A 24,449-nucleotide genomic window follows, 5' to 3' on the forward strand; every position below is an offset into this window, starting at 1 on the left:
AGCGTTACTCTTCTTCGTCGTGTACAGAGTGCTCTTTAACAATACGAACCATATCAACGCGATAGTCGTTGGCTTCAACGATGGTAATTTGCAGCGGCGGCAGCTCAAGCACATCACCGATACGCGGGATCTGCCCGTTAACGGCAATCACCAGCCCCGCTACCGTGGCGATGTCTTCATCGTCATTGACCACGTTTTCGACGCCCAGCGTGTGCGAGAGCGCATGCAGGTCGGTGGTGCCTTTCACCAGCCAGCCGTCACCGTCGGCAACGATTTCTGGCGTTTCATCCGCATCAGGGAATTCACCGGCAATGGCTTCCAGCACGTCCAGCGGCGTTACCAGACCTTGTACCACACCAAATTCGTTGGTGACGATAACAAAGCTCCCGCGAGCACGACGCAACACGCCCAGCAGGTTAATCGGATCCAGCGTCTCCGGCACCACGATGGCAGGCGACGCGGCCGCTACGGCCTCGACGTTGACGCCCTCTTCCAGCGCCACGAGCATCTCTTTCGCGCGCACCACACCGATGATCTCATCCAGCTCGCCCCGACAGACCGGGAACAGGCTGTGCGGCGAGGAGAGCAGCTGCTGGCGAATTTCGTCGACGCTCAGGTTGGCGTCCACCCAGCTGATTTCACCGCGCGGCGTCATAATGCCGCGCAGGGAGCGGGAGGCCAGCGAAAGCACGCCGTTGATCATGTAGCGTTCTTCTTCCACAAACGCGCCTTCCGGAACCGGGTTACGGTTCTCGTTATCCGCCTGCACGTTCACCTGACGACGCCCGCCCATCAGGCGCAGGATCGCATCGGCGGTACGCGCGCGCAGCGGCTGATTCGACTGCTGCTTAATGAAGTTACGGCGCGCAATCTGGTTAAACAGCTCGATCAGAATCGAGAAGCCAATCGCGGCGTACAGGTAGCCTTTCGGTATATGGAAACCAAAACCTTCTGCCACCAGGCTCAGACCAATCATCAACAGGAAACTCAGACACAGCACGACGACCGTCGGATGTTGATTGACGAAACGCGTCAGCGGTTTCGACGCCAGCAGCATTACCGCCATCGCAATCACAACAGCCGCCATCATCACCGGCAGATGGTTCACCATGCCAACCGCTGTAATCACCGCATCCAGAGAGAAGACCGCATCAAGCACCACAATCTGCAGGACCACCACCCAGAAGCTGGCATACCCCTTACCGTGGCCATCATCATGCTGCCGGTTCTCCAGCCGTTCATGCAGCTCTGTTGTAGCTTTGAACAGCAGGAAAAGCCCCCCCACCAGCATGATTAAATCACGGCCGGAGAAGGTGAAATCCATGACGGTGAACAGAGGCTTAGTCAGCGTAACCATCCACGAGATCACGGACAGCAGGCCCAGTCGCATGATCAGCGCCAGCGAGAGGCCGATCAGACGGGCTTTATCACGCTGTTTCGGCGGCAGCTTATCCGCAAGGATGGCAATAAACACCAGGTTATCAATACCGAGAACGATCTCCAGCACGACCAGCGTAAGCAAGCCTACCCAGATTGACGGGTCCATTAAGAATTCCATGACACGCTCCTGCTAAAGGAATGACAAAACGGTGCCCCGCTAATTTCGGGCATTTCAAAGGGAATGGGGGTCGATGCGTGGCGAAGGTCGCCGGTGAATAAGGCGCGGAATGGCCTGGAAGATGACTGACGTCGGTGACGGTCCATATAGTGGGCTGTAGCCCTATACTCCTGAATAATTAAACGGACGCTAAACATATCAGAGACAATGGGTTTTTAGCAAAGATTTACGTTCCTTTGCAAACTTCTGTAACACACGTGGTTTATCTTACAGAAAAATCTGTAAGGCGTAGCTAAATTACGGATCTTCATCACATAAATTATTTTTTCACTATCTAAAATAATTCGCGGAAGTCTTGGTTTTTTAGAACTCTAACCCTTATCTGAATCGATTCGGTTCGCCAATACGATTCTCAGTACGCCTGCCTGGCAGACGTATAAATGATAATAATAGGAGGTAGCAAGTGACCATTGCTATTGTCATAGGCACACATGGTTGGGCTGCGGAGCAGTTACTCAAAACGGCAGAAATGCTGTTGGGCGAGCAGGAAAACGTCGGCTGGATCGATTTCGTTCCCGGTGAAAACGCCGAGACGCTGATTGAAAAGTACACTGCTCAGCTTGAGAAGCTGGATACCAGCAAAGGCGTGCTGTTTCTCGTGGATACATGGGGCGGCAGCCCGTTCAACGCTGCCAGCCGCATTGTCGTCGATAAAGAGCATTATGAAGTCGTCGCCGGGGTAAATATCCCAATGTTGGTGGAAACCTTCATGGCGCGTGACGACAACCCAGGCTTTGACGAGCTGGTGGCGCTGGCGGTGGAAACCGGTCGCGAAGGCGTGAAGGCGCTGAAAGCACAGCCGGTTGAAAAACCTGCCCCTGCCCCTGCTGCACCAAAAGCCGCGGCACCGGCGAAGCCAATGGGTCCGAACGATTACATGGTTATCGGCCTTGCGCGTATTGATGACCGTCTGATCCACGGCCAGGTGGCGACGCGCTGGACCAAAGAGACCAACGTACAACGCATCATCGTGGTCAGTGACGAAGTGGCCGCCGACACTGTCCGTAAAACCCTTCTTACCCAGGTTGCACCGCCGGGCGTCACCGCGCACGTCGTGGATGTCGCCAAAATGATCCGCGTTTACAACAACCCGAAATATGCGGGCGAACGCGTGATGCTTCTGTTCACCAACCCGACAGACGTTGAACGCATTGTTGAAGGCGGCGTGAAAATCACCTCCGTTAACATTGGCGGTATGGCTTTCCGTCAGGGCAAAACGCAGGTCAACAACGCGATTTCAGTGGATGCGAAAGATATCGAGGCCTTCAACAAGCTGAATGCACGCGGTATCGAGCTGGAAGCCCGTAAGGTTTCCACGGATCAGAAACTGAAAATGATGGATTTGATCGGCAAAGTGGGGAAATAAGCCCGGGCCGGTTTTTCATATAGAGCTTATGTAATAGGAGAAGTGCAATGGAGATTACTACTCTTCAGATTGTGCTGGTGTTCATCGTCGCGTGTATTGCGGGTATGGAGTCCGTACTTGATGAATTTCAGTTCCACCGCCCTCTGGTGGCCTGTACGTTGATTGGCGCCGTTCTCGGTGACATGAAAACCGGTATCATCATCGGTGGTACCCTGGAAATGATCGCCCTCGGCTGGATGAACATCGGTGCGGCAGTTGCGCCAGATGCCGCGCTGGCGTCCATTATTTCGACCGTTCTGGTTATCGCCGGTCATCAGAGTATCGGTGCCGGTATCGCGCTGGCCATTCCACTAGCCGCGGCAGGCCAGGTGCTGACCATCATTGTTCGTACCATCACCGTTGCCTTCCAGCACGCGGCGGATAAGGCGGCCGATAACGGCAACCTGACAGCGCTCTCCTGGATCCACGTCTCGTCCCTGTTCCTGCAGGCGATGCGTATCGCTATTCCGGCCGTTATCGTGGCGATTTCCGTTGGGACCAGTGAAGTTCAAAGTATGCTGAACGCCATACCAGAAGTGGTCACCGGCGGTCTGAATATCGCGGGCGGTATGATTGTGGTCGTAGGTTACGCGATGGTCATCAACATGATGCGCGCAGGCTATCTGATGCCGTTCTTCTACCTTGGCTTCGTTACCGCTGCATTCACCAACTTCAACCTGGTTGCGCTGGGTGTGATTGGTGCGGTGATGGCGATTCTTTATATCCAGCTCAGCCCGAAATACAACCGTGTCGCGGGTGCCCCTGCGCAGGCTGCTGGTAACAACGATCTCGATAACGAACTGGACTAACAGGTGAGCGAAATGGTTGATATGACAAAAACTACCACTGAGAAAAAACTCACTCCGGGTGATATTCGTGGCGTGTTCATCCGTTCTAACCTGTTTCAGGGTTCATGGAACTTCGAACGTATGCAGGCGCTCGGCTTCTGCTTCTCCATGGTGCCGGCAATCAAACGCCTGTATCCGGAAAACAACGAAGCACGCCGTCAGGCAATTAAGCGTCACCTGGAATTCTTCAACACTCACCCTTACGTAGCGGCGCCTGTTCTGGGCGTAACGCTGGCGATGGAAGAGCAGCGTGCAAACGGGGCTGAGATCGACGATGGTGCTATCAACGGTATTAAAGTCGGTCTGATGGGGCCGCTGGCAGGCGTGGGCGACCCGATCTTCTGGGGTACCGTGCGTCCGGTCTTTGCGGCACTGGGCGCCGGGATCGCCATGAGCGGCAGTCTGCTTGGTCCCCTGCTGTTCTTTATCCTGTTCAACGCGGTGCGTCTGCTGACCCGCTACTACGGCGTGGCGTATGGTTACCGTAAAGGGGTGGATATCGTTAAGGATATGGGCGGCGGCTTCCTGCAAAAACTGACTGAGGGGGCGTCAATCCTCGGCCTGTTTGTAATGGGGGCTTTGGTTAACAAGTGGACGCACGTGAACATCCCGCTGGTGGTATCGACGATCACCGGTCAGGATGGTCAGACGCGCGTCACCACCGTGCAGACCATTCTGGACCAGCTGATGCCTGGCCTGGTACCGCTGCTGTTAACCTTCGCCTGTATGTGGCTGCTGCGTAAGAAAGTGAACCCGCTGTGGATCATCGTTGGCTTCTTCGTCATCGGTATCGCGGGCTACGCCGTCGGCCTGCTGGGTCTGTAATAAAATGCGTTACCGACCGGGGGCTTGCCCCCGGTCTTTTTATCTGGAGGATGAATGACTGTCACGGACACCGTACTGGTTTTATTTATTGTTGCCCTTCTGGCTTACGCGATCTATGACGAGTTCATTATGCCTCGCCGCCACGGCGAGACGCTGCTGACCCTTCCCCTCTTACGCCGTGGGCGCATTGATGCGTTTATCTTCGCCGGTCTGGTAGTCATCCTGATTTACAATAATGTGACCAGCCACGGCGCAATATTAACCACATGGTTATTATGTGCGCTGGCATTAATGGCGATTTACCTGTTCTGGATCCGCTCGCCAAAACTCATTTTTAAAAAACACGGATTCTTCTTCGCCAATGTCTGGATAGAATATAACCGCATTAAAGAGATGAATTTATCCGAAGACGGAGTTCTGGTGATGCAATTAGAACAACGCCGCCTGCTCATTCGGGTCAAAAATATTGACGACCTGGAAAAAATCTACAAATTACTCCTTAAAACTCAATGAATTAATTTTATAGCATCGGCTATGTATTGTATTATTCTCAAACCAGAAATATAGCCGATGCTATATCTCCCCTGCGAATTAACTTATATTTATTAACGATACTTTTACGCATAAACCTAAATGAAAATCGTTATCAACATAGTGGCTTTATAAAGCCATCTTCGTTGTTGTTTTATATTCTCAAAATATGTTAAGGTTGCGCCCGTCGTTGGGGAGTAGCCGATTTCCTGCCTGCGGGAAATGTACGTGTCAACATACTCGTTGCAAAACGTGGCGCGTACGGATCGTATTCAGCACACTTACTGTGCCAAAAGCGATCAGGCGAGACCATAGATACATCAACTGCTGTTTACTGGGGGCAGTGATGTGTCATATGGATATCCCCGGTCTGGACGCACTTATGAACATCTCCGCTACGATCCTTCTGGCTTTTGGCATGTCCATGGACGCATTTGCCGCCTCTATCGGTAAAGGTGCCACTCTCCATAAACCTAAATTTTCCGAAGCCCTGCGCACTGGTCTCATCTTTGGCGCAATCGAAACGCTGACGCCGCTTATTGGCTGGGGTCTGGGGATGCTCGCCAGCCAGTTTGTGCTGGAGTGGAACCACTGGATCGCCTTCGTGCTGCTGGTGTTCCTCGGCGGACGCATGGTAATTGAAGGTTTTCGTGGCAACAGCGATGAAGATGATGGGCCGCTGCAACGCCACGGCTTCTGGCTTCTGGTGACAACCGCTATCGCAACCAGCCTGGACGCAATGGCCGTCGGTGTCGGTCTGGCGTTTTTGCAGGTCAATATTATCGCCACCGCGCTGGCGATTGGCTGCGCCACGCTGATTATGTCAACGCTGGGGATGATGGTGGGGCGGTTCATTGGCCCGCTGTTAGGCAAACGCGCCGAAATTCTGGGCGGTATCGTGTTGATCGGAATTGGTGCCCAAATACTCTGGGCACACTTCGCGGGTTAATCTTCGCGCTGCCAGCAATGGATGCTGAAATCCGTCTGGCAGCGAAATTCTGTCTGTGCTGCCAGCGTTTCCCACACCTCTGGTTTTGCCCGCCACGCAAACGGCGTCATTTGCAGTAACGCCACCGCTTCACTTCCCTGCAACGTCATCTCATACGCCACTGACTGCGCCTGCTTTAACGCGAAGCCCGCCAGCTGTTCAGAGTGCGGCGCATGCAGGTGAACTTCATCATAGATCAGCCCTTTTAGCTCCAGCAGATGACGCGGTCCCGGCGTAACGGTGATAACCCACCCGCCGGGCTTAACGACGCGCGCCAGCTCCTCTGCCTTGCACGGGGCATAGATACGCACCACGGCGTCCATACTCGCTTCCTCAAACGGCAGGCGGTGGCTGGAGGCCACGCAGAACGTTACCGCTGAGTAGCGTTTTGCTGCTGCACGGATAGCCACTTTCGACACGTCCAGCCCGTAAGTTTCGGCGCCTTTCCCAGCCGCGATGTCAGCAAACGTGGCGGTGTAGTAGCCCTCACCGCAGCCGATATCCAGCATGGCGGATGCGCCTTCTGTCAGATATTGACGGAGTAAGTCGACAACGGCATCCCTGAGCGGTTGATAGTGCCCGGCGTCAAGAAACGCCCGGCGCGCCTGCATCATCTCCGCGCTGTCACCCGGATCCCGGGAGCGCTTGTGCTGTACCGGCAGAAGATTGACATAGCCCTCTTTAGCCCGGTCAAACTGATGTCCCAGTGGACAGATAAACGTTTTCTCCGCGCGCGTCAGCGGCGCGTGGCAAAGGGGACAACTGAAAGACATGACAGCTCCAGGGCGAAAACCAAAAGGCGAAGTGTACCGCTATTCGCCAGGGTTATAAACGGCTGGGTGACGCATCACGATCAGATGGTCAGAATCTGCCGGCAGTCCGTCTGGCTTCACGTTTTCCAGGCGCAAGACGTTACCCATAATTTCGCTGAACACGGGCGCGGAAACGGCCCCGCCGTAGTAGGCTCCGTTTTTCGGATCGTTGATCACCACCACCAGTGCAAAACGGGGATCGCTGGCGGGCGCAACGCCTGCTGTGTAGGCGACGTATTTATCCACATACTTACCGTGTTCATCGATTTTTTTGGCCGTCCCGGTTTTAATCGCCACACGATAGTTACGCACCGCCGCTTTGATCCCGCCACCGCCGGGTAACGCGACGCTCTCCATCATGTGTTCCACCTCGTGAACAATCTCCCCGGGCATCACCCGTTTGCCAATCACGGGGGGATCGATACGGGTGATGGACAGAGGCCGTTCAATGCCATAGCTACCGATGGTGGCATACACATGCGCCAGCTGGAGGGGGGTAACCATCAGGCCATACCCAAAGGCAAAGGTCGCCCTGTCTAACTGACTCCAGAATTTTCGCTGCGGCAGTAAACCTGAGCTTTCTCCCGTTAAGCCAAGCCCGGTACTCTCGCCAAAACCAAAGTTTTTATAGGTATCAAGTAACCGTTGCACGGGCATCGCGAGAGAAAGACGGGATACGCCCGTGTCGCTGGATTTTTGCAGGATCCCGGTCATGGTCAGCTCGGGGTAGTAACCCACATCGCGAATACGATGACCATCAATGGTGTAGGGATGCGTGTCTATCACGCTGTCAGGCTGCACCAGCCCCTGCTGTAGCGCCGTCATCAGCACCAGAGGCTTAACGGTCGAACCCGGTTCAAAGGTGTCGCTGATCGCGCGATTACGAAAGTCATCCAGCGTTGCCCCTTCCCGATTGTTGGGGTTGAAGTCAGGGAAGCTCGCCATCGCCAGAATTTCGCCCGTCTGGATATTAATCAGCACCGACGCGCCTGACTCGGCTTTATTCCACGCCACGGCATTATCCAGCGCGTCTTCGGTGATAGTTTGCAGGCGTTCATCGATACTAAGCTGGATATTATGTGCCGGTACGGGCGCTACCTCCGTGAGGTTCTCAACCACATGCCCGTATCGATCTTTCCTGACCAGCCGCACGCCTGCCTTCCCGGTGAGCTGCGTGTTAAAGCTTTTCTCGACGCCCTCAATACCCTGACCATCAATATTAGTGAAGCCAATCAGGTTTGCCGCCACGTGTCCGGCAGGATAAAAGCGACGGGACTCATCGCGTAGGTTGATACCGGGAAGACGCAGCTTATCAATCCACTTTGCCTGGGAGGGATCAACCTGACGAGCTAGATAAATGAATCGCCCGTGCGGATTGCTGTTTATTCGCGATGCGAGCGTGCTCAGAGAAAGGTGTAAAGCATTTGCCAGGGCCTGCCAGCGCGAATCAAAGCCGATCCCCCCTTTATCAAGCACAGTTTTAGGATCGGCCCAGACGGCCTGAACAGGTACGCTTACCGCAAGGGGACGCCCTTCACGGTCAACAATCATCCCGCGCGGGGCGTCTATCGCCACTTCGCGCAGAGAACGCATATCCTCCTGCTTCACCAGATTATCCGGTTTGATAATTTGTAGCCATGCCACGCGGCCTAACAGAAAAGCAAGGCTACAAAAGATGGCGAGACACAGAAGTGCAAAACGTGCCGGTGTAAAGTTTCCGTTGGCCGTTATTGTCTTTTTTTTCACTTTAACCCCAGGGCTGTTAATCAACGCCCTGATTTAACGGGAAAAAGGGATAATAAGGCGGGAAAACAATGCTAATAATCTCGCGGGTTTGCAACAAGATAATAACAGAGGAGGAATACGTAACATTTTGAAAAATAAGTGAATAAAAAAGCCCCGCATCGGCGAGGCTTATGTCTGAGATCGAAGCGCTAAGCGCTTCAGTCAGCAGTGATTCGATCAGATAGCAGTTACGTTAACCGCAGCTGGGCCTTTCTGGCCGTCCTGAATTTCGAACTCAACGTTCTGGCCTTCAGCCAGAGTTTTGAAGCCGTTACCCTGGATTGCAGAGAAGTGTACGAACACGTCTTTGCTGCCGTCAGCAGGAGTAATGAAACCAAAACCTTTAGACTCGTTGAACCACTTAACTTGACCTTTAATCTTTGCCATTTGCAAAATTCCTTAGAGTGTTTTCTTAGCCCGCAGGCTTTAACATAGATAAAACTGAGACATTACTGCTTGAGGCACTAATATAAGGTTCGGCAGAGAAGCGGTATTCAACGACAACGTGTTTACTCAGGACTTCTTTACTGAAAATGCCACACATAAACAGAACTGTACCTCGTTTGACCCAAAACGTGTTATCACACACAACGTTTAATATGGCAAGCCATTTTTAAACGTGTCTCGATCCGCCGCACAAATTCAGGCGTTACTCCATAACAATCTGCACAGTTATGCGAATTGTCAAATGAAGCGCCACCTGACCTCACCGCCCACAGGGTGCGCTGGCGCGCCCTGTAATCAAAGACTTTTTAAACATAGCTCAATCATTTCAAAGCGTCCATCCCAATCCCTGAATTTCTTTAAAGGAATGACTGAGTTAGAACATTTTGTGAAAAGTTATGCTGAAAACATCGCAATGCACCAGAGTGTGACAGTGAATAAACGATGTTAAATACATTTTGCTAACTGTATTAAAATCCACCATTTAATAAGCGTTATTCTGCACCAAAATAATGAAATTTTTATGACTCTGCCTCAAAACAAGGCAAGCAAAACGTTTCGATAAAAATAAAACACTTCGGGAAAGTTAAAGCTCACAATTTATTCAACGAAACGGTATGACTTGTATAAGGATAAATATTCGCCAGTTTTCAGTATACTGAAACAGTAGTTAACTGCTGCTTAATTATATGTTGGGATGTTATGGGTCACATTTGATAAGGGAGGAGATTTACGCCGCACGTCAGGCCACCTCCCCGTTCAGGGCAGACTATCGTTCGGCCACCAGGCGAATGAACTCTTCCTCGTCTTGTTTTTGAGCATCAGCTTCCTTCGGCACCGCTTTCTCCTCCGGCTCGTTGGCTTCGCACAGACGACGCAGCAACGCAGTCTGCCGTTTCTGCTGATCGAGCAATGCTTCCAGCAGCTCAATCTGCTCGTTTGTGCGGGAGCTGGCGCGATTAACGAAGAACCACAGCACCAGTCCAACGACCAGCACCACCAAAGACATTACCAGGGATGCAATGCTCAGCAGCCCCGAATTCATTAACTCACCCATTTCACCACCTCAGTAAAAACAGTCATTTTACCACTGCAGCCACGTAAGGACATCGCTCAGTGCAAAAATAGCCACTACCAGGGGATAAACTTATTGATTGAACAAATGCCGCTAAAGAACTGTACATCCTGATCGCACATCACATTGATAGTCTGCGTCCACAGCACCACGCATGCTATCAGCACTATAATCAGAATTACCCAGCGTATTTTTTTCACTCCACACTCCGTCTTATGACCTGATGTAGCCAGGTTATCACGGCTATCTTAAACAGGGGCTAACTGTACCTTCAACAGACGCTTTTCGGAATCGTGCACTTGTTTCACTGCGTAAACCCGTTACGCTTACTCCATGACAACAAAGAAAAAAGAGGCATCGATGCGTTTACTCGTTCGTACGATAATTGTACTGGCACTTGTGTGGATCGGCCTGCTGTTAAGTGGGTATGGCGTATTAATGGGAAGCAAAGAGAATGCCGCGGGTTTGGGTATTCAGTGTAAATATCTCACCGCCCAGGGGGTAAGCACGGCTCAGTACATCCATTCCGACAGCGGGATCATCGGGTTAACCAACTGTCCTGTGCTGCGTAAATCATCTGTTGTGGTGGATAACGGCTAATCAGAGCTAAATTTCGCTTACAAAAACGCCGCAAGAGTGCGGCGTTTTTATTGGAGGCATTGATCAGAACGGGTATTCGTTATAGCCCATCTGCTCTGAAATTTTGCGCGCTGCGGTATGCAGAATTGCCACATACTCATGAAGACGCTCTTCGGAGAAACGCAGCGTTGGGAAAGAGATGCTCAGTCCCGCAATGACAACGCCGAAGCGGTCAAACACCGGCACACCGATGCAGCGCAACCCTTCTTCCTGCTCTTCGTTATCTTCCCCATAACCCTGCTCACGCACTTTATCCAGCACGCTCAGCAGTTCATCCGTACTGGTAATCGTGCGATCGGTGCTGCGTTTGTATTCCACACCGTCAAGGATTTGCTTAACCTCTTCACGATCGCGCCAGGCCAGCAGGACTTTACCAATTGCGGTACTGTACAGCGGGTTACGACGACCGATGCGTGAATACATGCGCAGGTTGTACATGGAGTCAATTTTGTGGATGTAAACGATGCTGTCTTCATCCAGTGCGCCGAGGTGAATGGTCTCTTTCGTCAACCGCGAAAGTTCACGCATCTGAATGTCAGCGCTGCGGATCAGATCCACGTTCTGCAAGGCGCGGGCGCCCAATTCAAACAGTTTCAGGGTCAGAGAATATTTTTCTGATTCTCCTTCCTGCGCGACATAACCCAATGATTTCATCGTCTGCAAAAAGCGATAAACGGTGCTTTTCGACATCATCACACGCTGCGACAACTCTGTAATACCAATTTCACGCTCTTCTCCGAGCGCCTGCAAGATGCCAAACACCTTCAGCACGGAAGAAACAGAATCTGGCTGCTTATCCAAATCTGCGATTGCCATTTATCACCTCATGGAGAGTGTTTTATAAAAATCAGAACCGGTTATTATAAATTCGTGTGATGCGCACTGCAATCTATCTGGGTTTACTTCGTTACAAATCTGCGACATAAAACCGAAATAAAGATGCTAAAATAGTTACTCTGAAAATAATTTCACACTGAGTCATTCTTTTCCCATGCAAAAAAACGTTTCTGATGGCCTGCCCTTACCCCAGCGGTACGGGGCAATTGCCACTATTGTCATCGGCATTTCGATGGCTGTCCTTGACGGTGCGATTGCCAATGTGGCTCTTCCTACCATTGCCAAAGACCTTAATGCTTCTCCGGCAAGCTCCATCTGGATTGTGAACGCGTACCAGATAGCGATTGTGATTTCCCTTTTGTCACTCTCTTTCCTGGGCGATATGTTTGGTTATCGCCGGGTTTATCAGTGCGGGCTGGTGGTCTTTACTCTCACCTCGCTCTTCTGTGCCCTTTCCGATTCACTGCACACCCTTACGCTTGCGCGTATCGCACAGGGTTTTGGCGGTGCGGCGCTAATGAGCGTGAACACGGCCCTGATACGGCTTATCTATCCTCATCGCCATCTGGGGCGCGGCATGGGCATTAACTCCTTTATTGTGGCCGTGTCGTCCGCCGCCGGGCCGACGATTGCCGCCGCCATTCTGTCCGTAGCCTCGTGGCAGTGGCTGTTTGCCATTAACGTGCCGCTGGGCATTGTGGCGATCTTCTTCGCCCTGCGCTATCTTCCGGAAAATGGTCCGAAAAACACCATGCCACGTTTTGACCTGCCCAGCGCTGTGATGAACGCGCTGACCTTTGGCCTGCTGATTACTGCGCTGAGCGGATTTGCGCAGGGACAGTCTTTGTCGCTCATTGCCACAGAAATCGTTGCCCTGCTTATCATCGGCTTTTTCTTTGTACGACGCCAGCTGGCGCTGCCCGTGCCGTTACTGCCGGTCGATTTGCTGCGTATTCCGCTATTTTCGCTATCAATTTGTACCTCCATTTGCTCGTTCTGCGCCCAGATGCTGGCGCTGGTTGCGCTGCCATTCTTTTTGCAGAGCGTGCTTGGCCGTTCGGAAGTGGAAACAGGCTTGCTGCTCACGCCCTGGCCTTTGGCAACCATGGTGATGGCCCCGCTGGCCGGGTACCTTATTGAGCGCGTTCATGCCGGACTGCTGGGGGCTATCGGGCTGATCGTCATGGCAGCAGTACTGTTTGCGCTGTCGCTCCTGCCCTCCTCGCCGGGGGATCTGGATATTATCTGGCGCATGATCCTGTGCGGGGCAGGTTTCGGTCTGTTCCAGTCACCTAACAACCACACAATTATCACCTCTGCCCCACGTCATCGCAGCGGTGGTGCCAGCGGGATGCTGGGTACGGCAAGACTGTTAGGGCAAAGCACCGGGGCCGCAATGGTGGCGTTGATGTTTAACCTTGCCGGGCAAAATGCGACACACGTTGCGCTGATTACCGCAGGGACACTGGCGACCCTCGCGGCTATCATTAGCGGCCTTCGTGTGACCCAGCCAAAGGCGCAGGCATAAAAAAACCGGGCGGAGATTGTCTCCTGCCCGGTTTTTTTCATCCGGCGGGTATTACTTCAGGTACTCGCCGCTTCGCAGCGCTTCAATACGTTTATCCAGCGGCGGGTGTGACATAAACAGCTCGCTCAGCGACTTTGATTTACCATTGATGCAGAAGGCCATCATGCTGTTTGCTTCCTGCGGCTCGTAGCTGGTTTTCAGACGTTGCAGCGCAGCAATCATCTTCTCACGACCCACCAGTTTCGCAGAACCGGCATCCGCGTGGAACTCACGATGACGGGAGAACCACATGGTAATGATGCTTGCCAGGATACCGAACACCAGCTCCAGCACCATTGAAACAGCAAAATAGATCAGCGGGTTACCGTTGCTCTCTTCACCCTCATCACGGTTGCCACCCATAAATCCGGCAGCAATCTGCGCCAGAATACGGGAAATAAAGATAACGAAGGTGTTCACCACGCCCTGGATCAAGGTCATGGTGACCATATCGCCGTTAGCGATGTGGCTGATCTCGTGAGCAATAACCGCTTCCGCTTCGTCACGGCTCATGTTTTGCAGCAGACCGGTACTGACGGCCACCAGGGACGCGTCACGACGCGCACCGGTAGCAAACGCGTTGATATCCGGCGCGTGGTAGATCGCCACCTGCGGCATGGCTATGCCCGCCTGCTTTGACTGCTGAGCAACCGTGCTCATCAACCACTGTTCCATATCGTTACGCGGCTGCTCAATAACTTCACCGCCCACGGATTTCAGTGCCATCCACTTCGACATCAGCAGTGAAATGAAAGAGCCACCGAAACCAAACAGCAGCGCCATAATCAACAGACCCTGAACGCTGCTCGACTGAATTCCCGTCAGGCTTAGCACCAGCCCGAATACCACCATCACCGCCAGGTTGGTGAGCAGGAAGAGCGCGATTCGCATCATAATATTCTTTTAACCTCAGTTTAACAAAACGCACTATGCGATTACCCACATCGTATGGGTATTGCGGCTATTTTCAAGCATCCAGACGGCGTAAGTCACCAGAAAGACACAACTTTACACAATTGGAAATCTGCCTGACGGAAGGATGAGGAACAAAAAGAAACAGGCACAATTTCTTGTGCCTGTTGGGGGATTATTTTGTCGGAGCAGGTTGAACGGCAGGTTTCTCTTTTTCCAGCTTCGCGAGATCAAGCGCGATATGCACCGTCTCGTCCAGATACGGATCGGGCTCCTGGTAATCCTTAGGCAGATCGTCCAGTTTTTTGAGCAGAGGCCTGCCTTCACGTTTGAAGCGATCGTTGATACGCGCCAGACGTGTCGCGTCATCTTCATTGTTCTCTTTCTCACGCTGGGCGTAGTTCAGAGAGACAATGTTCCGTTTCGCTTTCAGAGCGTTGAAACGCGCGATGTCCTTCATGATGTACTGGAATTCCGGATCCTTCCCGATGCGGTCGTTGTGATTTTTCAGCAGTTCCGGTCCGAACTGTTTCATATCACCCGATTTCACGAATGTCGCGGCATCAATGCTATCCCACGGCAGCGCGTTATCTTCAAACTTCTCGCCCGTTTCCGTCTCTTCGGTACCTGTCGGCATCATGATGTCCGGCGTCACGCCTTTGCGCTGCGTACTGCCGCCGTTAACACGGTAAAACTTCTGAATGGTGTACTGTACTGAGCCCAGCGCCGGCCATTCAGGACGCAGCATCTGGTCGTAAATCCGGTTCAGAGAGCGGTACTGCTGAACGGTGCCCTTGCCAAACGTCGGTTCGCCGACGATTAACGCCCGGCCGTAATCCTGCATGGCAGCAGCGAAGATTTCCGATGCAGAGGCGCTGAAGCGATCGACCAGCACCACCAGCGGACCCTTATAGTAGACCACGCCATCGGTATCGGCATCTTCACGCACTTTACCGTTGTTATCGCGCACCTGAACCACCGGGCCAGACGGGATAAACAGCCCTGAGAGCGAGACGGCCTCGGTCAATGCCCCGCCGCCGTTGCTGCGCAGGTCGATGATCACACTGCTGACATTCTGCTTTTCAAGCTTCTGGAGCTGCACTTTCACATCATCGGTCAGGCCAACGTAGAAGCCAGGGATATCCAGAACGCCAACCTTCTCTTTACCCACGGTTTTCACCGACATTTTCACCGCGCGATCTTCCAGACGGATACGCTCACGGGTCAGAGTAACGATACGGGTTTTGGTCCCCTTTCCGGCAGGCAGGATCTCCAGGCGAACTTTGCTGCCCTTCGGCCCTTTGATCAACGCAACTACGTCATCAAGTCGCCAGCCAATCACGTCCACCATGCTCTTTCCGGTTTGACCTACACCGACAATACGGTCGCCTACGCTGATCGCTTTGCTTTTCGATGCAGGGCCACCGGCCACCATGGAGTTGATAACGGTGTAGTCATCGTCCATCTGAAGCACAGCACCGATACCTTCCAGAGACAGGCTCATTTCGGTATTGAACTGTTCGGTGTTACGTGGAGAGAGATAATTAGTGTGCGGATCAATTTCGTGCGCAAACGCGGTCATCGCCAGCGAGAAAACATCTTCACTGTTGGTCTGCGCCAGACGACGAATTGCGAATTTGTAGCGACGGTTTAACGTCTCACGGATCTCTTTCTCGTCTTTGCCTGTGAGCTTGAGGCTCAGTTCGTCATATTTGACTTTTCCGTCCCACAGCGCGTTCAGTTCAGCCTCATCTTTCGGCCATGGCGCTTTGCTGCGGTCCAGATTAAAGGTGTCGTTGCCGGTAAAGTCCATCGGACGTTCCAGCACTTTCAGCGCGTATTGATAACGCTCAAAACGGCGCTTTTGCGATAAGTTGTACAGATCGTAGAAAAGATCCAGCTTTCCGGAGCGCAGCTCATCACCCACTTCGGATTTGCGTTTAGCGAACTGTTCGACATCGCTGGCCAGCAGTACGTTATGGCTGTAATCCAGCAAGTTCAGATAACGGTCAAAGATTTTGGCCGAAAAGGCCTGATCGAGATCGAACTGACGATAGTGCGAACGAGTAAAGCGCGACGTCACGCGCTCACTCACCGTCGCGTGCTGAGTCTCTTCCTTGAGAACCGGAATTTGATCAACACGCGTAATATCGTCCACAGCGAAAGCGTGGCCTGTTATAGCAAACAGGCCAGCCAGCGCGGTGAGCTTAAAAAAAGTGTTCATGCCAGGCTCGGCCTCCGTTTCAGAACAACAAGTGTTCTGCGCGTACAATCATTGACATACCAGAAGTCAGCTGTACACGAACGCCATCTTTGGTGATTTCCAGTACGGTGGCATCCATCGCATTGTTACCCGCTTTAACCTTCAGAGACTGACCTACGCTCAGGGCGTTGATGTCCGAAACTGGGGTGTGGCGCGGCTCTTCGCGCGGCGCACGTGGGGCTTTAGCTGCTGGTTTGTCAGCACGCGGTTTGCGATCGTTATTTTCAGTACGACGCGGTGCCGGACGCGGTTTACGCTCGCGACGAGGGGCGTCTTCCTGACCGTTTGCCGCTGCGGCTTCGCGTTTTTTGGCCTGCTGTTCAGCACGCTGTGCCTGAACGCGAGCTTTGGCTTCTTCAAGCTGCTTACGCGCATGTTCTACGTGCTGCTCGTCCAGCTCACCACACGGGTTGCCGTCAAGGTCGACACGGGTCGCACCCGGCTTGATACCGTACAGGTAACGCCAGCTCGAGGTATAAAGGCGCAAGGCAGAACGAAGCTGCGTTTTGCTGAGGTTCATCTCCCCCTCAACGCGCGCGACCAGATCCTGAAAGATACCGACTTTCAGAGGACGCGCTTCACCTTCAGCGCTGAAGCACTGCGGGAAACGCTCGGCCAGAAATGCGATAACTTCTTTACTGCTATTCAACTTAGGTTGATTTTCCATGAAATTTCCTGATTACAACGGACGTTGCCAACAAGCGCAGGCATGAACAGGCGACATTATAATGACGCTATCAGTAAATGCTACGTTATCCGTTGATTATCCTGCGACGCTCGCAAAGAATTTATGATAATCGGTCTCTGCCAGAACATTTTCCAGGTTTGCGGCCAACGCGCGCAGCCCCTGCTCATCCTCGGCAGTAAAGCGGCTGAAGACCGTGCTGTCGATATCCAGAACGCCAATAATCTGATTTTTAACCACCAGCGGCAGTACGATTTCAGAATTGCTGCTGGCATCGCAGGCAATGTGGCCGTCAAACGCATGTACATCTTCGACACGCTGAACCTGACGGGTCGCCACTGCGGTACCGCACACGCCGCGACCTACCGGGATGCGTACGCAGGCGAGTTTCCCCTGGAAAGGCCCCAGCACCAGCGTGTCGCCTTCCAGCAGATAAAAGCCCGCCCAGTTCACGTCAGAAAGGCGTTCGAACAGTAACGCACTGGTATTTGCCAGAGTGGCTAAGAAACTGGTTTCCCCTGCCATTAATGCCTTAAAATCGCGATTCAGATCCGCGTAGAATTCTGTTTTGTTCATTATTCAATCACTTAGTTATCTTACATAATTACCGCATAGCCTATTAAAATAAGCATTAAATGCGCTCATGCTCAAGATGAATCCGTTCATGAGTTATTATAACTTTCAACAATACTTATCTGTGTGCGACTGATGGCCCTAAAAACACCCCAAATTACGCCGACAAGAAAGATCGTTGTCCGTACGGTAAGCCAGGCTCTGCCTCGTGCACATTATCAGCGTTGTCCCCAGTGCGATACGCTTTTTATGTTGCCGAAGATGAAATCGCACCAAAGTGCTTTTTGCCCTTGCTGCGATGCCAAAATTCGCGATGGCCGGGACTGGTCATTGACGCGTCTGGCGGCAATGGCGGTTACCATGCTGCTGCTGATGCCGTTCGCCTGGACCGAGCCGCTGTTAAAGCTCTACCTGCTTGGCGTGCGTATTGACGCTAACGTATTGCAGGGGATCTGGCAGATGACGCGCGAGGGCGATCCGCTCACCGGCGCTATGGTGCTGTTCTGCGTCGTCGGCGCGCCGCTGGTGCTGGTCGCGGCAATTGCCTACCTGTGGTTTGGCAACATTCTGGGGATGAACCTGCGCCCTGTCCTGCTCATGCTGGAAAAGCTCAAGGAGTGGGTGATGCTGGACATCTATCTGGTGGGCGTCGGCGTGGCCTCCATTAAGGTGCAGGATTATGCGTTTTTACAACCCGGCATTGGCCTTTTTGCGTTTATTTCACTGGTCCTGCTGAGTATTTTGACCCTGATTCATCTGAATGTTGAACAGCTTTGGGAGCGATTTTACCCTCAGCGTCCCGCGACCCGGCCTGATGAAAACCTGCGCGTCTGCCTGGGGTGCCATTACACCGGTTTTCCGGATAAACGCGGGAGGTGTCCTCGCTGCCACATTCCGTTAAGATTGCGGCGCAACAACAGCCTGCAAAAATGCTGGGCGGCGCTTATCGCCTCACTGATATTTTTATTCCCGGCCAATATGCTGCCGATCTCCGTAATTTATGTGAACGGCGCCCGACAGGAAGATACTATCCTTTCGGGGATTATCTCTCTGGCGCACAGTAACGTGGGGGTTGCCGCCATTGTGTTCATCGCCAGTATTCTGGTGCCCTTTACCAAAGTGGTGGTGATGTTTACGCTACTTATCAGCATTCACTTTAAATGCGAACAAGGACTACGCACCCGCATCCTGCTTCTGCGATTCGTGACCTGGATTGGTCGCTGGTCGATGTTGGATTTGTTCGTGATTTCGCTGATGATGTCGCTCATCAATCGCGATCAGTTACTTGCTTTTACCATGGGACCCGCAGCTTTTTATTTCGGCTCTGCGGTGATATTGACTATTCTTGCAGTGGAATGGCTGGACAGCCGCTTACTTTGGGACGCACATGAGTCAGGAAACGCCCGCTTCGCCGACTGAAGCGAGAATTAAAACAAAACGCCGCATTTCGCCATTCTGGTTGCTGCCTGTCATCGCGCTGATGATCGCAGGCTGGCTTATCTGGACGAGCTATGAAGATCGCGGAAGTACCATCACGATTGATTTCCAGTCTGCGGACGGCATTGTCGCCGGACGTACCCCCGTTCGCTTCCAGGGGGTGGAAGTGGGTACCGTGCAGGATATTTCCCTCGGCAAAGGGCTGAACAAAATCCAGGTCCGGGCGAGCATTAAGTCTGACATGCAGGATGCCCTGCGCGCCGAAACGCAGTTCTGGCTGGTCACGCCTAAAGCCTCCCTGGCCGGCGTTTCCGGGCTGGATGCGCTTGTGGGCGGTAACTATATCGGCATGATGCCTGGCAAAGGTGAGCCACAGGATCACTTTGTTGCGCTGGATACCCAGCCGAAATATCGGCTGAATAACGGCGATCTGATGATCCACCTCCGCGCGCCGGATTTGGGCTCGCTGAACAGTGGTTCTCTGGTCTATTTCCGCAAAATTCCGGTTGGCCGCGTTTACGACTACGCCATTAACCCGAACAAAGATGGCGTGACCATTGATGTACTGATCGATCGCCGTTTTACCAACCTGGTAAAAAAAGGCAGCCGCTTCTGGAACGTCTCCGGTGTCGATGCCGACCTGAGCTTAAGCGGTGCGAAAGTGAAGCTTGAGAGCCTGGCGGCGCTGGTGAATGGCGCTATCGCCTTCGACTCACCTGCTGACTCCAGCCCTGCCGCCGCAGAGGATACCTTTGGTCTGTACGCCGACCTGGCACACAGCCAGCGCGGTGTCATCGTCAAGTTGACCCTGCCGGATGCCAAAGGCCTGAAAGCCGGTTCGACCCCGCTGATGTACCAGGGTTTAGAGGTCGGGCAACTGACAAAATTAACCCTCAACGCGGGCGGCTCCGTTACCGGCGAAATGACGGTGGATCCGAGCGTTGTGGACCTCCTGCGGGAAAAAACACGCATCGAGCTGCGTAATCCGAAGCTCTCCCTCAGCGACGCTAGCATCAGTTCCCTGCTGACGGGAAGCACCTTTGAGCTGATCCCCGGTGAAGGTGCGCCGAATAAAAACTTTGTCATCGCGCCGGCGGATAAAGCTCTGCTGCAAAAACCGGGCGTGTTGACGGTTAAGCTGAATGCGCCGGAAAGCTATGGTATCGAAGCCGGTCAACCGCTAATCCTGCACGGTGTGCAGGTGGGTCAGGTTCTGGAACGAAAGCTGACGGAAAAAGGGGTCTCCTTCTCCGCCGCCATCGATCCGCAGTACGGCAACCTTGTGCACGGCGACAGTAAATTTGTGGTGAACAGCCGGGTCGACGTGAAGGTGGGTCTGGACGGCGTTGAGTTCCTCGGCGCCAGCGCCAGCGAGTGGGTTAACGGCGGGATCCGCATTCTGCCGGGCAGCAAAGGCGCGCTGCGTGAGAGCTATCCACTGTTCGCCAATCTGGACAAAGCCATTGAAAACAGCCTCGGCGACCTGCCGACCACCACGCTGACCTTAAGCGCTGAAACGCTGCCGGATGTCCAGGCAGGCTCCGTCGTGCTTTATCGTAAGTTTGAGGTCGGAGAAGTGATCACCGTTCGTCCTCGTGCGGAAGCGTTTGATATCGAACTGCATATCAAGCCGGAGTATCGCAAGCTGCTCACGCCAAACAGCGTGTTCTGGGCTGAAGGCGGCGCGAAAGTGCAGCTCAACGGCAACGGGCTGACCGTACAGGCGTCTCCCCTCTCCCGTGCCCTGCGCGGTGCGATCAGCTTCGATAACCTGAGCGGCGCGGGCGGCAACATGCGTAAAGGTGACAAGCGGATCCTCTTCCCGTCTGAAACCGCGGCGCGCGCCGTCGGGGGACAGATTACCCTGCACACCTTTGATGCCGGTAAACTGGCAGAAGGCATGCCTATCCGCTATCTCGGAATTGATATCGGGCAGGTTCAGAAGCTGACGCTGATCACCGCGCGCAATGAAGTTCAGGCTACCGCCGTGCTTTATCCGGAATATGTACAGACGTTCGCCCGGGCAGGCTCGCGCTTCTCGGTGGTTACGCCGCAAATTTCTGCCGCAGGGGTTGAGCATCTCGACACCATACTTCAGCCGTACATTAACGTTGAACCGGGTCGGGGCAACGCGCGTCGTGAGTTTGAGTTGCAGGAGGCGACCATCACCGATTCCCGTTATCTGGACGGTCTGAGCATTGTGGTTGAGGTACCGGAAGCCGGTTCGCTGGGCATCGGTACGCCGGTCCTGTTCCGCGGTATTGAAGTGGGGACAGTAACAAGCCTGACGCTGGGTAATCTGTCCGACCGCGTGATGGTCGGCCTGCGCATCAGCCAGCGTTATCAGCATCTGGTTCGCAACAACTCAGTGTTCTGGCTCGCTTCAGGCTACTCGCTGGACTTCGGCCTGACCGGTGGCGTGGTCAAAACGGGGACCTTTAACCAGTTCATTCGCGGCGGCATTGCCTTCGCGACGCCGCCTGGCACGCCTCTGGCGCCTAAGGCGCAGGCAGGAAAACACTTCCTGCTGCTGGAAAGTGAACCGAAAGAGTGGCGCGAATGGGGAACGGCGCTGCCGCGTTAATCTCGCAGGCTCCGGTGTCAACGCGCCGGAGCCTTTATGTTACACTGCGCGCCTGAATGTTTCCCTGTGGTGTGCCCGTGGCTCAAAACTCCGTATTTCTTCCTGAACAATTCCTCGCACAGATGCGCGAGGCGCTTCCTGCTCATCTCTCTTTCGACGATTTCGTCGCCGCCTGCCAGCGCCCTTTGCGTCGAAGTATTCGCGTCAATACGCTGAAAATCAGCGTCGGAGCGTTTCTGGATCTCGTCTCCTCCTACGGCTGGCAGCTGACGCCGGTGCCGTGGTGTGAGGAAGGGTTCTGGATCGAGCGGGATGACGAGGAGAGCCTGCCACTCGGCAGCACCGCCGAGCACCTGAGCGGGCTGTTTTATATTCAGGAAGCCAGCTCCATGCTGCCGGTTGCCGCGCTGTTTGCCGACGGAAACCAGCCTGAGCGGGTGATGGATGTCGCGGCGGCGCCGGGCTCTAAAACCACGCAAATTGCCGCCCGGATGAACAACCGCGGCGCGATCCTCGCCAACGAATTTTCCGCCAGCCGCGTCAAAGTCCTGCACGCCAATATCAGCCGCTGCGGGATCCACAACGTCGCGTTAACACACTTCGACGGTCGCGTGTTTGGCGCTGCCTTGCCGGAAGCTTTTGATGCCATCCTGCTCGACGCGCCCTGCTCCGGCGAAGGCGTAGTGCGTAAAGATCCTGATGCGTTAAAAAACTGGTCCGTTGAAAGCAACCTGGAGATCGCCGCCACGCAGCGTGAACTGATCGACAGTGCGTTTCATGCCCTGCGCCCCGGTGGAACGCTGGTTTACTCCACCTGCACGCTGAACCGCGATGAAAACGAGGACGTCTGCCTGTGGCTCAGGCAACGCTATGCGGATGCCGTCGAGTTTCTGCCGCTGGACACCCTCTTCGATTCGGCCAGTCACGCGGCCACCCCTGAAGGCTTCCTGCACGTCTTCCCGCAGATTTACGATTGCGAGGGGTTCTTTGTCGCACGACTGCGTAAAACCCGCGCCGTCGATCCGCTGCCTGTCCCTAAGTTTAAGGTCGGCAACTTCCCGTTCGCGCCGGTCAAAGGCCGTGAGGCGGCACAGGCGCAAGCGGCTGCCAGCAAAGTGGGACTGCACTGGGATGAGAGCCTGCGCCTCTGGATGCGTGACAAAGAGCTGTGGCTGTTCCCGGTCAACATCGAACCGCTGATTGGTAAGGTGCGTTTCTCCCGCCTCGGTATTCGCCTGGCGGAGATCCACAACAAAGGCTATCGCTGGCAGCACGAAGCGGTCATTGCGCTGGCAGGCAATGAGAACACCTTCGCCCTGACGCATCATGAAGCGGAAGAGTGGTATCGCGGTCGTGACGTTTACCCGGAAGACGGCCCGTCACAGGATGAAGTCATCGTGACGTATCAGGGCTATCCGCTCGGGCTGGCGAAAAAAGTCGGCTCGCGGCTGAAAAACAGCTATCCGCGTGAACTGGTACGCGATGGTCGCCTGTTTACCGGTAACAGCCGCACTGACTGAAAAAACGCATTTTTTTACTGGCGATTTCGCTCTCCTTGTCTAGGATCAAAAATGGATGACTGCACTGGTCATACCAGATTTTGGGCAACAAACCGGAGAGCATTATGACGAAAACCAGCGTACGCATTGGCGCTTTTGAAATCGACGACGCTGAATTGCGTGGCGAAGCACAAGGCGAACGAACGTTAAGTATTCCCTGCAAATCCGATCCGGATTTGTGCATGCAACTGGACGCCTGGGATGCAGATACCAGCGTCCCGGCGATCCTTGATGGGGAACATTCCGTTCTGTACCGTGAACATTACGACAGTAAAACCGATGCCTGGGTCTTGCGTCTTGCATAACCCAAAGAGAACCCGCCCGAAGGCGGGTTATTTATTACTGAAGCTGCGTCAGCGTCAGAAAGCCCCCGAACACCGCTCCCGTATCAATGTAGTGCAGATTGTTGAAATCGTAGCGCTTGTCCACAGGCGTATGTCCGAACCAGAAGTGATCCGCACCGCTAATGCCCTGCCCTCTACCCACCATAAAGCCCATTAACCGGTCGCGATCCCACAGCACCCGCTGGGCATCTACCGGCTTATGCCAGGCATATTCGGCGGCGGGATAATCCGCATGAGCAATCACGTTCAGACCGTTTTTGCAGGTTATTTCAATAATGTGCGGTAAGTCCCGACACGCGTCGAGTAAATCCTTCGCCTGCTTTTGTTGAGCGACCGTAAGCCCGGTAAACCAGTTACCGCCATTTATCTTCCAGAGACTAAAATCATTATTTTCAAGCGCATCTAACGCCATTTGCTCGTGATTACCGCGTACCGCATAAAACCACTTTTCCTGCATCAGCTGTAAACATTTCATGCTGTCGGGACCGCGGTCGATAATATCCCCCACCGAGATAAGCAGATCCGCAGCAGGATTAAAATGCCGTCGTTTCAGCTCTTCCATAAGCCACTGATAGCAACCATGAATATCGCTGACAACCCAGACATGACGCCAGTGTTCTCCCTCTATTTTCTGATACATAACGCCTCCTGTAAGAAGTATAGCTGCCACAGAAAATGTCATGAGCCGACGATGGATATCGCGAATCCAAACAAACCA

General features: G+C 53.6%; 23 protein-coding genes and 1 pseudogene. 11 read left to right on the forward strand and 13 right to left on the reverse strand.

The window, feature by feature from the left end:
• Nucleotides 1-4 precede the first annotated feature (4 nt).
• Nucleotides 5-1,558 (reverse strand): CNNM family cation transport protein YoaE, encoded by a 1,554-nt coding sequence (gene yoaE / locus ACQG1K_RS12860; RefSeq protein ID WP_367074334.1) that lies wholly within the window; start codon nucleotides 1,556-1,558, stop codon nucleotides 5-7.
• A gap of 463 nt (nucleotides 1,559-2,021) precedes the next feature.
• Between yoaE and manX the strand changes: the two genes are divergently transcribed.
• From manX to mntP, 5 genes are all read left to right on the forward strand, one after another.
• The gene (gene manX, locus ACQG1K_RS12865; protein WP_022651434.1) at nucleotides 2,022-2,984 is read left to right on the forward strand and encodes a PTS mannose transporter subunit IIAB; all 963 of its coding nucleotides are present in this window, start codon (nucleotides 2,022-2,024) and stop codon (nucleotides 2,982-2,984) included.
• A gap of 47 nt (nucleotides 2,985-3,031) precedes the next feature.
• Complete coding sequence (gene manY / locus ACQG1K_RS12870) at nucleotides 3,032-3,832, forward strand: PTS mannose transporter subunit IIC (RefSeq protein ID WP_022648448.1); 801 nt, start codon at nucleotides 3,032-3,034, stop codon at nucleotides 3,830-3,832.
• A 12-nt stretch (nucleotides 3,833-3,844) separates the two neighbouring features.
• A complete protein-coding gene (locus ACQG1K_RS12875) occupies nucleotides 3,845-4,696 on the forward strand; it encodes a PTS mannose transporter subunit IID (protein WP_006810994.1) in 852 nt (283 codons plus the stop codon).
• 54 nt (nucleotides 4,697-4,750) lie between these two features.
• A complete protein-coding gene (locus ACQG1K_RS12880) occupies nucleotides 4,751-5,209 on the forward strand; it encodes a DUF986 family protein (protein ID WP_022648449.1) in 459 nt (152 codons plus the stop codon).
• A gap of 400 nt (nucleotides 5,210-5,609) precedes the next feature.
• The gene (gene mntP / locus ACQG1K_RS12885) at nucleotides 5,610-6,176 is read left to right on the forward strand and encodes a manganese efflux pump MntP (RefSeq protein ID WP_367074332.1); all 567 of its coding nucleotides are present in this window, start codon (nucleotides 5,610-5,612) and stop codon (nucleotides 6,174-6,176) included.
• Here mntP and rlmA read toward each other — a convergent pair.
• The 6 genes and pseudogenes from rlmA to mgrB all read right to left on the reverse strand — a co-directional run bounded on the left by rlmA (nucleotide 6,173) and on the right by mgrB (nucleotide 10,531).
• Nucleotides 6,173-6,988 (reverse strand): 23S rRNA (guanine(745)-N(1))-methyltransferase, encoded by an 816-nt coding sequence (rlmA, locus tag ACQG1K_RS12890; RefSeq protein ID WP_048966749.1) that lies wholly within the window; start codon nucleotides 6,986-6,988, stop codon nucleotides 6,173-6,175. The two genes, mntP and rlmA, sit on opposite strands and share 4 nt — an antisense overlap.
• A 39-nt stretch (nucleotides 6,989-7,027) precedes the next feature.
• Nucleotides 7,028-8,773 carry a peptidoglycan glycosyltransferase FtsI gene (gene ftsI, locus ACQG1K_RS12895; protein ID WP_023300357.1) on the reverse strand — a complete coding sequence of 582 codons (1,746 nt, stop codon included), beginning with the start codon at nucleotides 8,771-8,773 and terminating at the stop codon, nucleotides 7,028-7,030.
• Between the two features lie 216 nt (nucleotides 8,774-8,989).
• Nucleotides 8,990-9,199 (reverse strand): transcription antiterminator/RNA stability regulator CspE, encoded by a 210-nt coding sequence (gene cspE / locus ACQG1K_RS12900; RefSeq protein ID WP_001062678.1) that lies wholly within the window; start codon nucleotides 9,197-9,199, stop codon nucleotides 8,990-8,992.
• A 12-nt stretch (nucleotides 9,200-9,211) separates the two neighbouring features.
• Nucleotides 9,212-9,356, reverse strand: a pseudogene (locus ACQG1K_RS12905) (DUF2627 domain-containing protein).
• A 669-nt stretch (nucleotides 9,357-10,025) separates the two neighbouring features.
• Complete coding sequence (locus ACQG1K_RS12910) at nucleotides 10,026-10,313, reverse strand: YebO family protein (RefSeq protein ID WP_023300358.1); 288 nt, start codon at nucleotides 10,311-10,313, stop codon at nucleotides 10,026-10,028.
• A 74-nt stretch (nucleotides 10,314-10,387) separates the two neighbouring features.
• Nucleotides 10,388-10,531, reverse strand: a complete 144-nt coding sequence (gene mgrB, locus ACQG1K_RS12915) for a PhoP/PhoQ regulator MgrB (RefSeq protein ID WP_003859906.1) — start codon at nucleotides 10,529-10,531, stop codon at nucleotides 10,388-10,390.
• A 160-nt stretch (nucleotides 10,532-10,691) separates the two neighbouring features.
• Here mgrB and ACQG1K_RS12920 point away from each other — a divergent pair, with 160 nt between their 5' ends.
• The gene (locus tag ACQG1K_RS12920) at nucleotides 10,692-10,931 is read left to right on the forward strand and encodes a YobH family protein (protein WP_022648454.1); all 240 of its coding nucleotides are present in this window, start codon (nucleotides 10,692-10,694) and stop codon (nucleotides 10,929-10,931) included.
• A 63-nt stretch (nucleotides 10,932-10,994) separates the two neighbouring features.
• On the opposite strand, the gene kdgR is transcribed toward ACQG1K_RS12920, so the two are convergent.
• The gene (gene kdgR / locus ACQG1K_RS12925; RefSeq protein ID WP_022648455.1) at nucleotides 10,995-11,786 is read right to left on the reverse strand and encodes a DNA-binding transcriptional regulator KdgR; all 792 of its coding nucleotides are present in this window, start codon (nucleotides 11,784-11,786) and stop codon (nucleotides 10,995-10,997) included.
• 175 nt (nucleotides 11,787-11,961) lie between these two features.
• Here kdgR and ACQG1K_RS12930 point away from each other — a divergent pair, with 175 nt between their 5' ends.
• Nucleotides 11,962-13,335, forward strand: a complete 1,374-nt coding sequence (locus tag ACQG1K_RS12930; RefSeq protein WP_367074329.1) for an MFS transporter — start codon at nucleotides 11,962-11,964, stop codon at nucleotides 13,333-13,335.
• A gap of 51 nt (nucleotides 13,336-13,386) precedes the next feature.
• Here the strand turns inward: ACQG1K_RS12930 and htpX are convergent, their stop codons facing one another.
• From htpX to ACQG1K_RS12950, 4 genes are all read right to left on the reverse strand, one after another.
• Entirely contained in the window at nucleotides 13,387-14,268 is an 882-nt protein-coding gene (gene htpX / locus ACQG1K_RS12935) for a protease HtpX (protein WP_003859899.1), read from the reverse strand.
• Between the two features lie 193 nt (nucleotides 14,269-14,461).
• Nucleotides 14,462-16,510 carry a carboxy terminal-processing peptidase gene (prc, locus tag ACQG1K_RS12940; RefSeq protein WP_367074327.1) on the reverse strand — a complete coding sequence of 683 codons (2,049 nt, stop codon included), beginning with the start codon at nucleotides 16,508-16,510 and terminating at the stop codon, nucleotides 14,462-14,464.
• 19 nt (nucleotides 16,511-16,529) lie between these two features.
• Nucleotides 16,530-17,216: an RNA chaperone ProQ gene (proQ, locus tag ACQG1K_RS12945; RefSeq protein WP_003859895.1), complete on the reverse strand. Its 687-nt coding sequence runs from the start codon at nucleotides 17,214-17,216 to the stop codon at nucleotides 16,530-16,532.
• A 96-nt stretch (nucleotides 17,217-17,312) separates the two neighbouring features.
• A complete protein-coding gene (locus ACQG1K_RS12950) occupies nucleotides 17,313-17,810 on the reverse strand; it encodes a GAF domain-containing protein (protein ID WP_006811006.1) in 498 nt (165 codons plus the stop codon).
• A gap of 132 nt (nucleotides 17,811-17,942) precedes the next feature.
• Here ACQG1K_RS12950 and yebS point away from each other — a divergent pair, with 132 nt between their 5' ends.
• The 4 genes from yebS to ACQG1K_RS12970 all read left to right on the forward strand — a co-directional run bounded on the left by yebS (nucleotide 17,943) and on the right by ACQG1K_RS12970 (nucleotide 23,692).
• Nucleotides 17,943-19,226 (forward strand): membrane integrity lipid transport subunit YebS, encoded by a 1,284-nt coding sequence (gene yebS, locus ACQG1K_RS12955; protein ID WP_022648459.1) that lies wholly within the window; start codon nucleotides 17,943-17,945, stop codon nucleotides 19,224-19,226.
• On the forward strand, nucleotides 19,195-21,828 hold the full coding sequence (locus tag ACQG1K_RS12960; RefSeq protein ID WP_367074323.1) for a PqiB family protein: 2,634 nt from the start codon (nucleotides 19,195-19,197) through the stop codon (nucleotides 21,826-21,828). The genes yebS and ACQG1K_RS12960 overlap by 32 nt, the downstream gene beginning before the upstream one ends.
• Nucleotides 21,829-21,884: 56 nt before the next feature.
• Entirely contained in the window at nucleotides 21,885-23,348 is a 1,464-nt protein-coding gene (gene rsmF / locus ACQG1K_RS12965) for a 16S rRNA (cytosine(1407)-C(5))-methyltransferase RsmF (RefSeq protein WP_045308319.1), read from the forward strand.
• Between the two features lie 104 nt (nucleotides 23,349-23,452).
• Complete coding sequence (locus ACQG1K_RS12970) at nucleotides 23,453-23,692, forward strand: YebV family protein (protein ID WP_006811010.1); 240 nt, start codon at nucleotides 23,453-23,455, stop codon at nucleotides 23,690-23,692.
• 34 nt (nucleotides 23,693-23,726) lie between these two features.
• On the opposite strand, the gene pphA is transcribed toward ACQG1K_RS12970, so the two are convergent.
• Nucleotides 23,727-24,371, reverse strand: coding sequence for a protein-serine/threonine phosphatase (gene pphA / locus ACQG1K_RS12975; protein ID WP_320683873.1), 645 nt, complete (start codon nucleotides 24,369-24,371; stop codon nucleotides 23,727-23,729).
• Between the last annotated feature and the right edge of the window lie 78 nt (nucleotides 24,372-24,449).

Source organism: Enterobacter cloacae complex sp. 402C9, assembly GCF_050030745.1.
Lineage (GTDB): Bacteria > Pseudomonadota > Gammaproteobacteria > Enterobacterales > Enterobacteriaceae > Enterobacter > Enterobacter intestinihominis.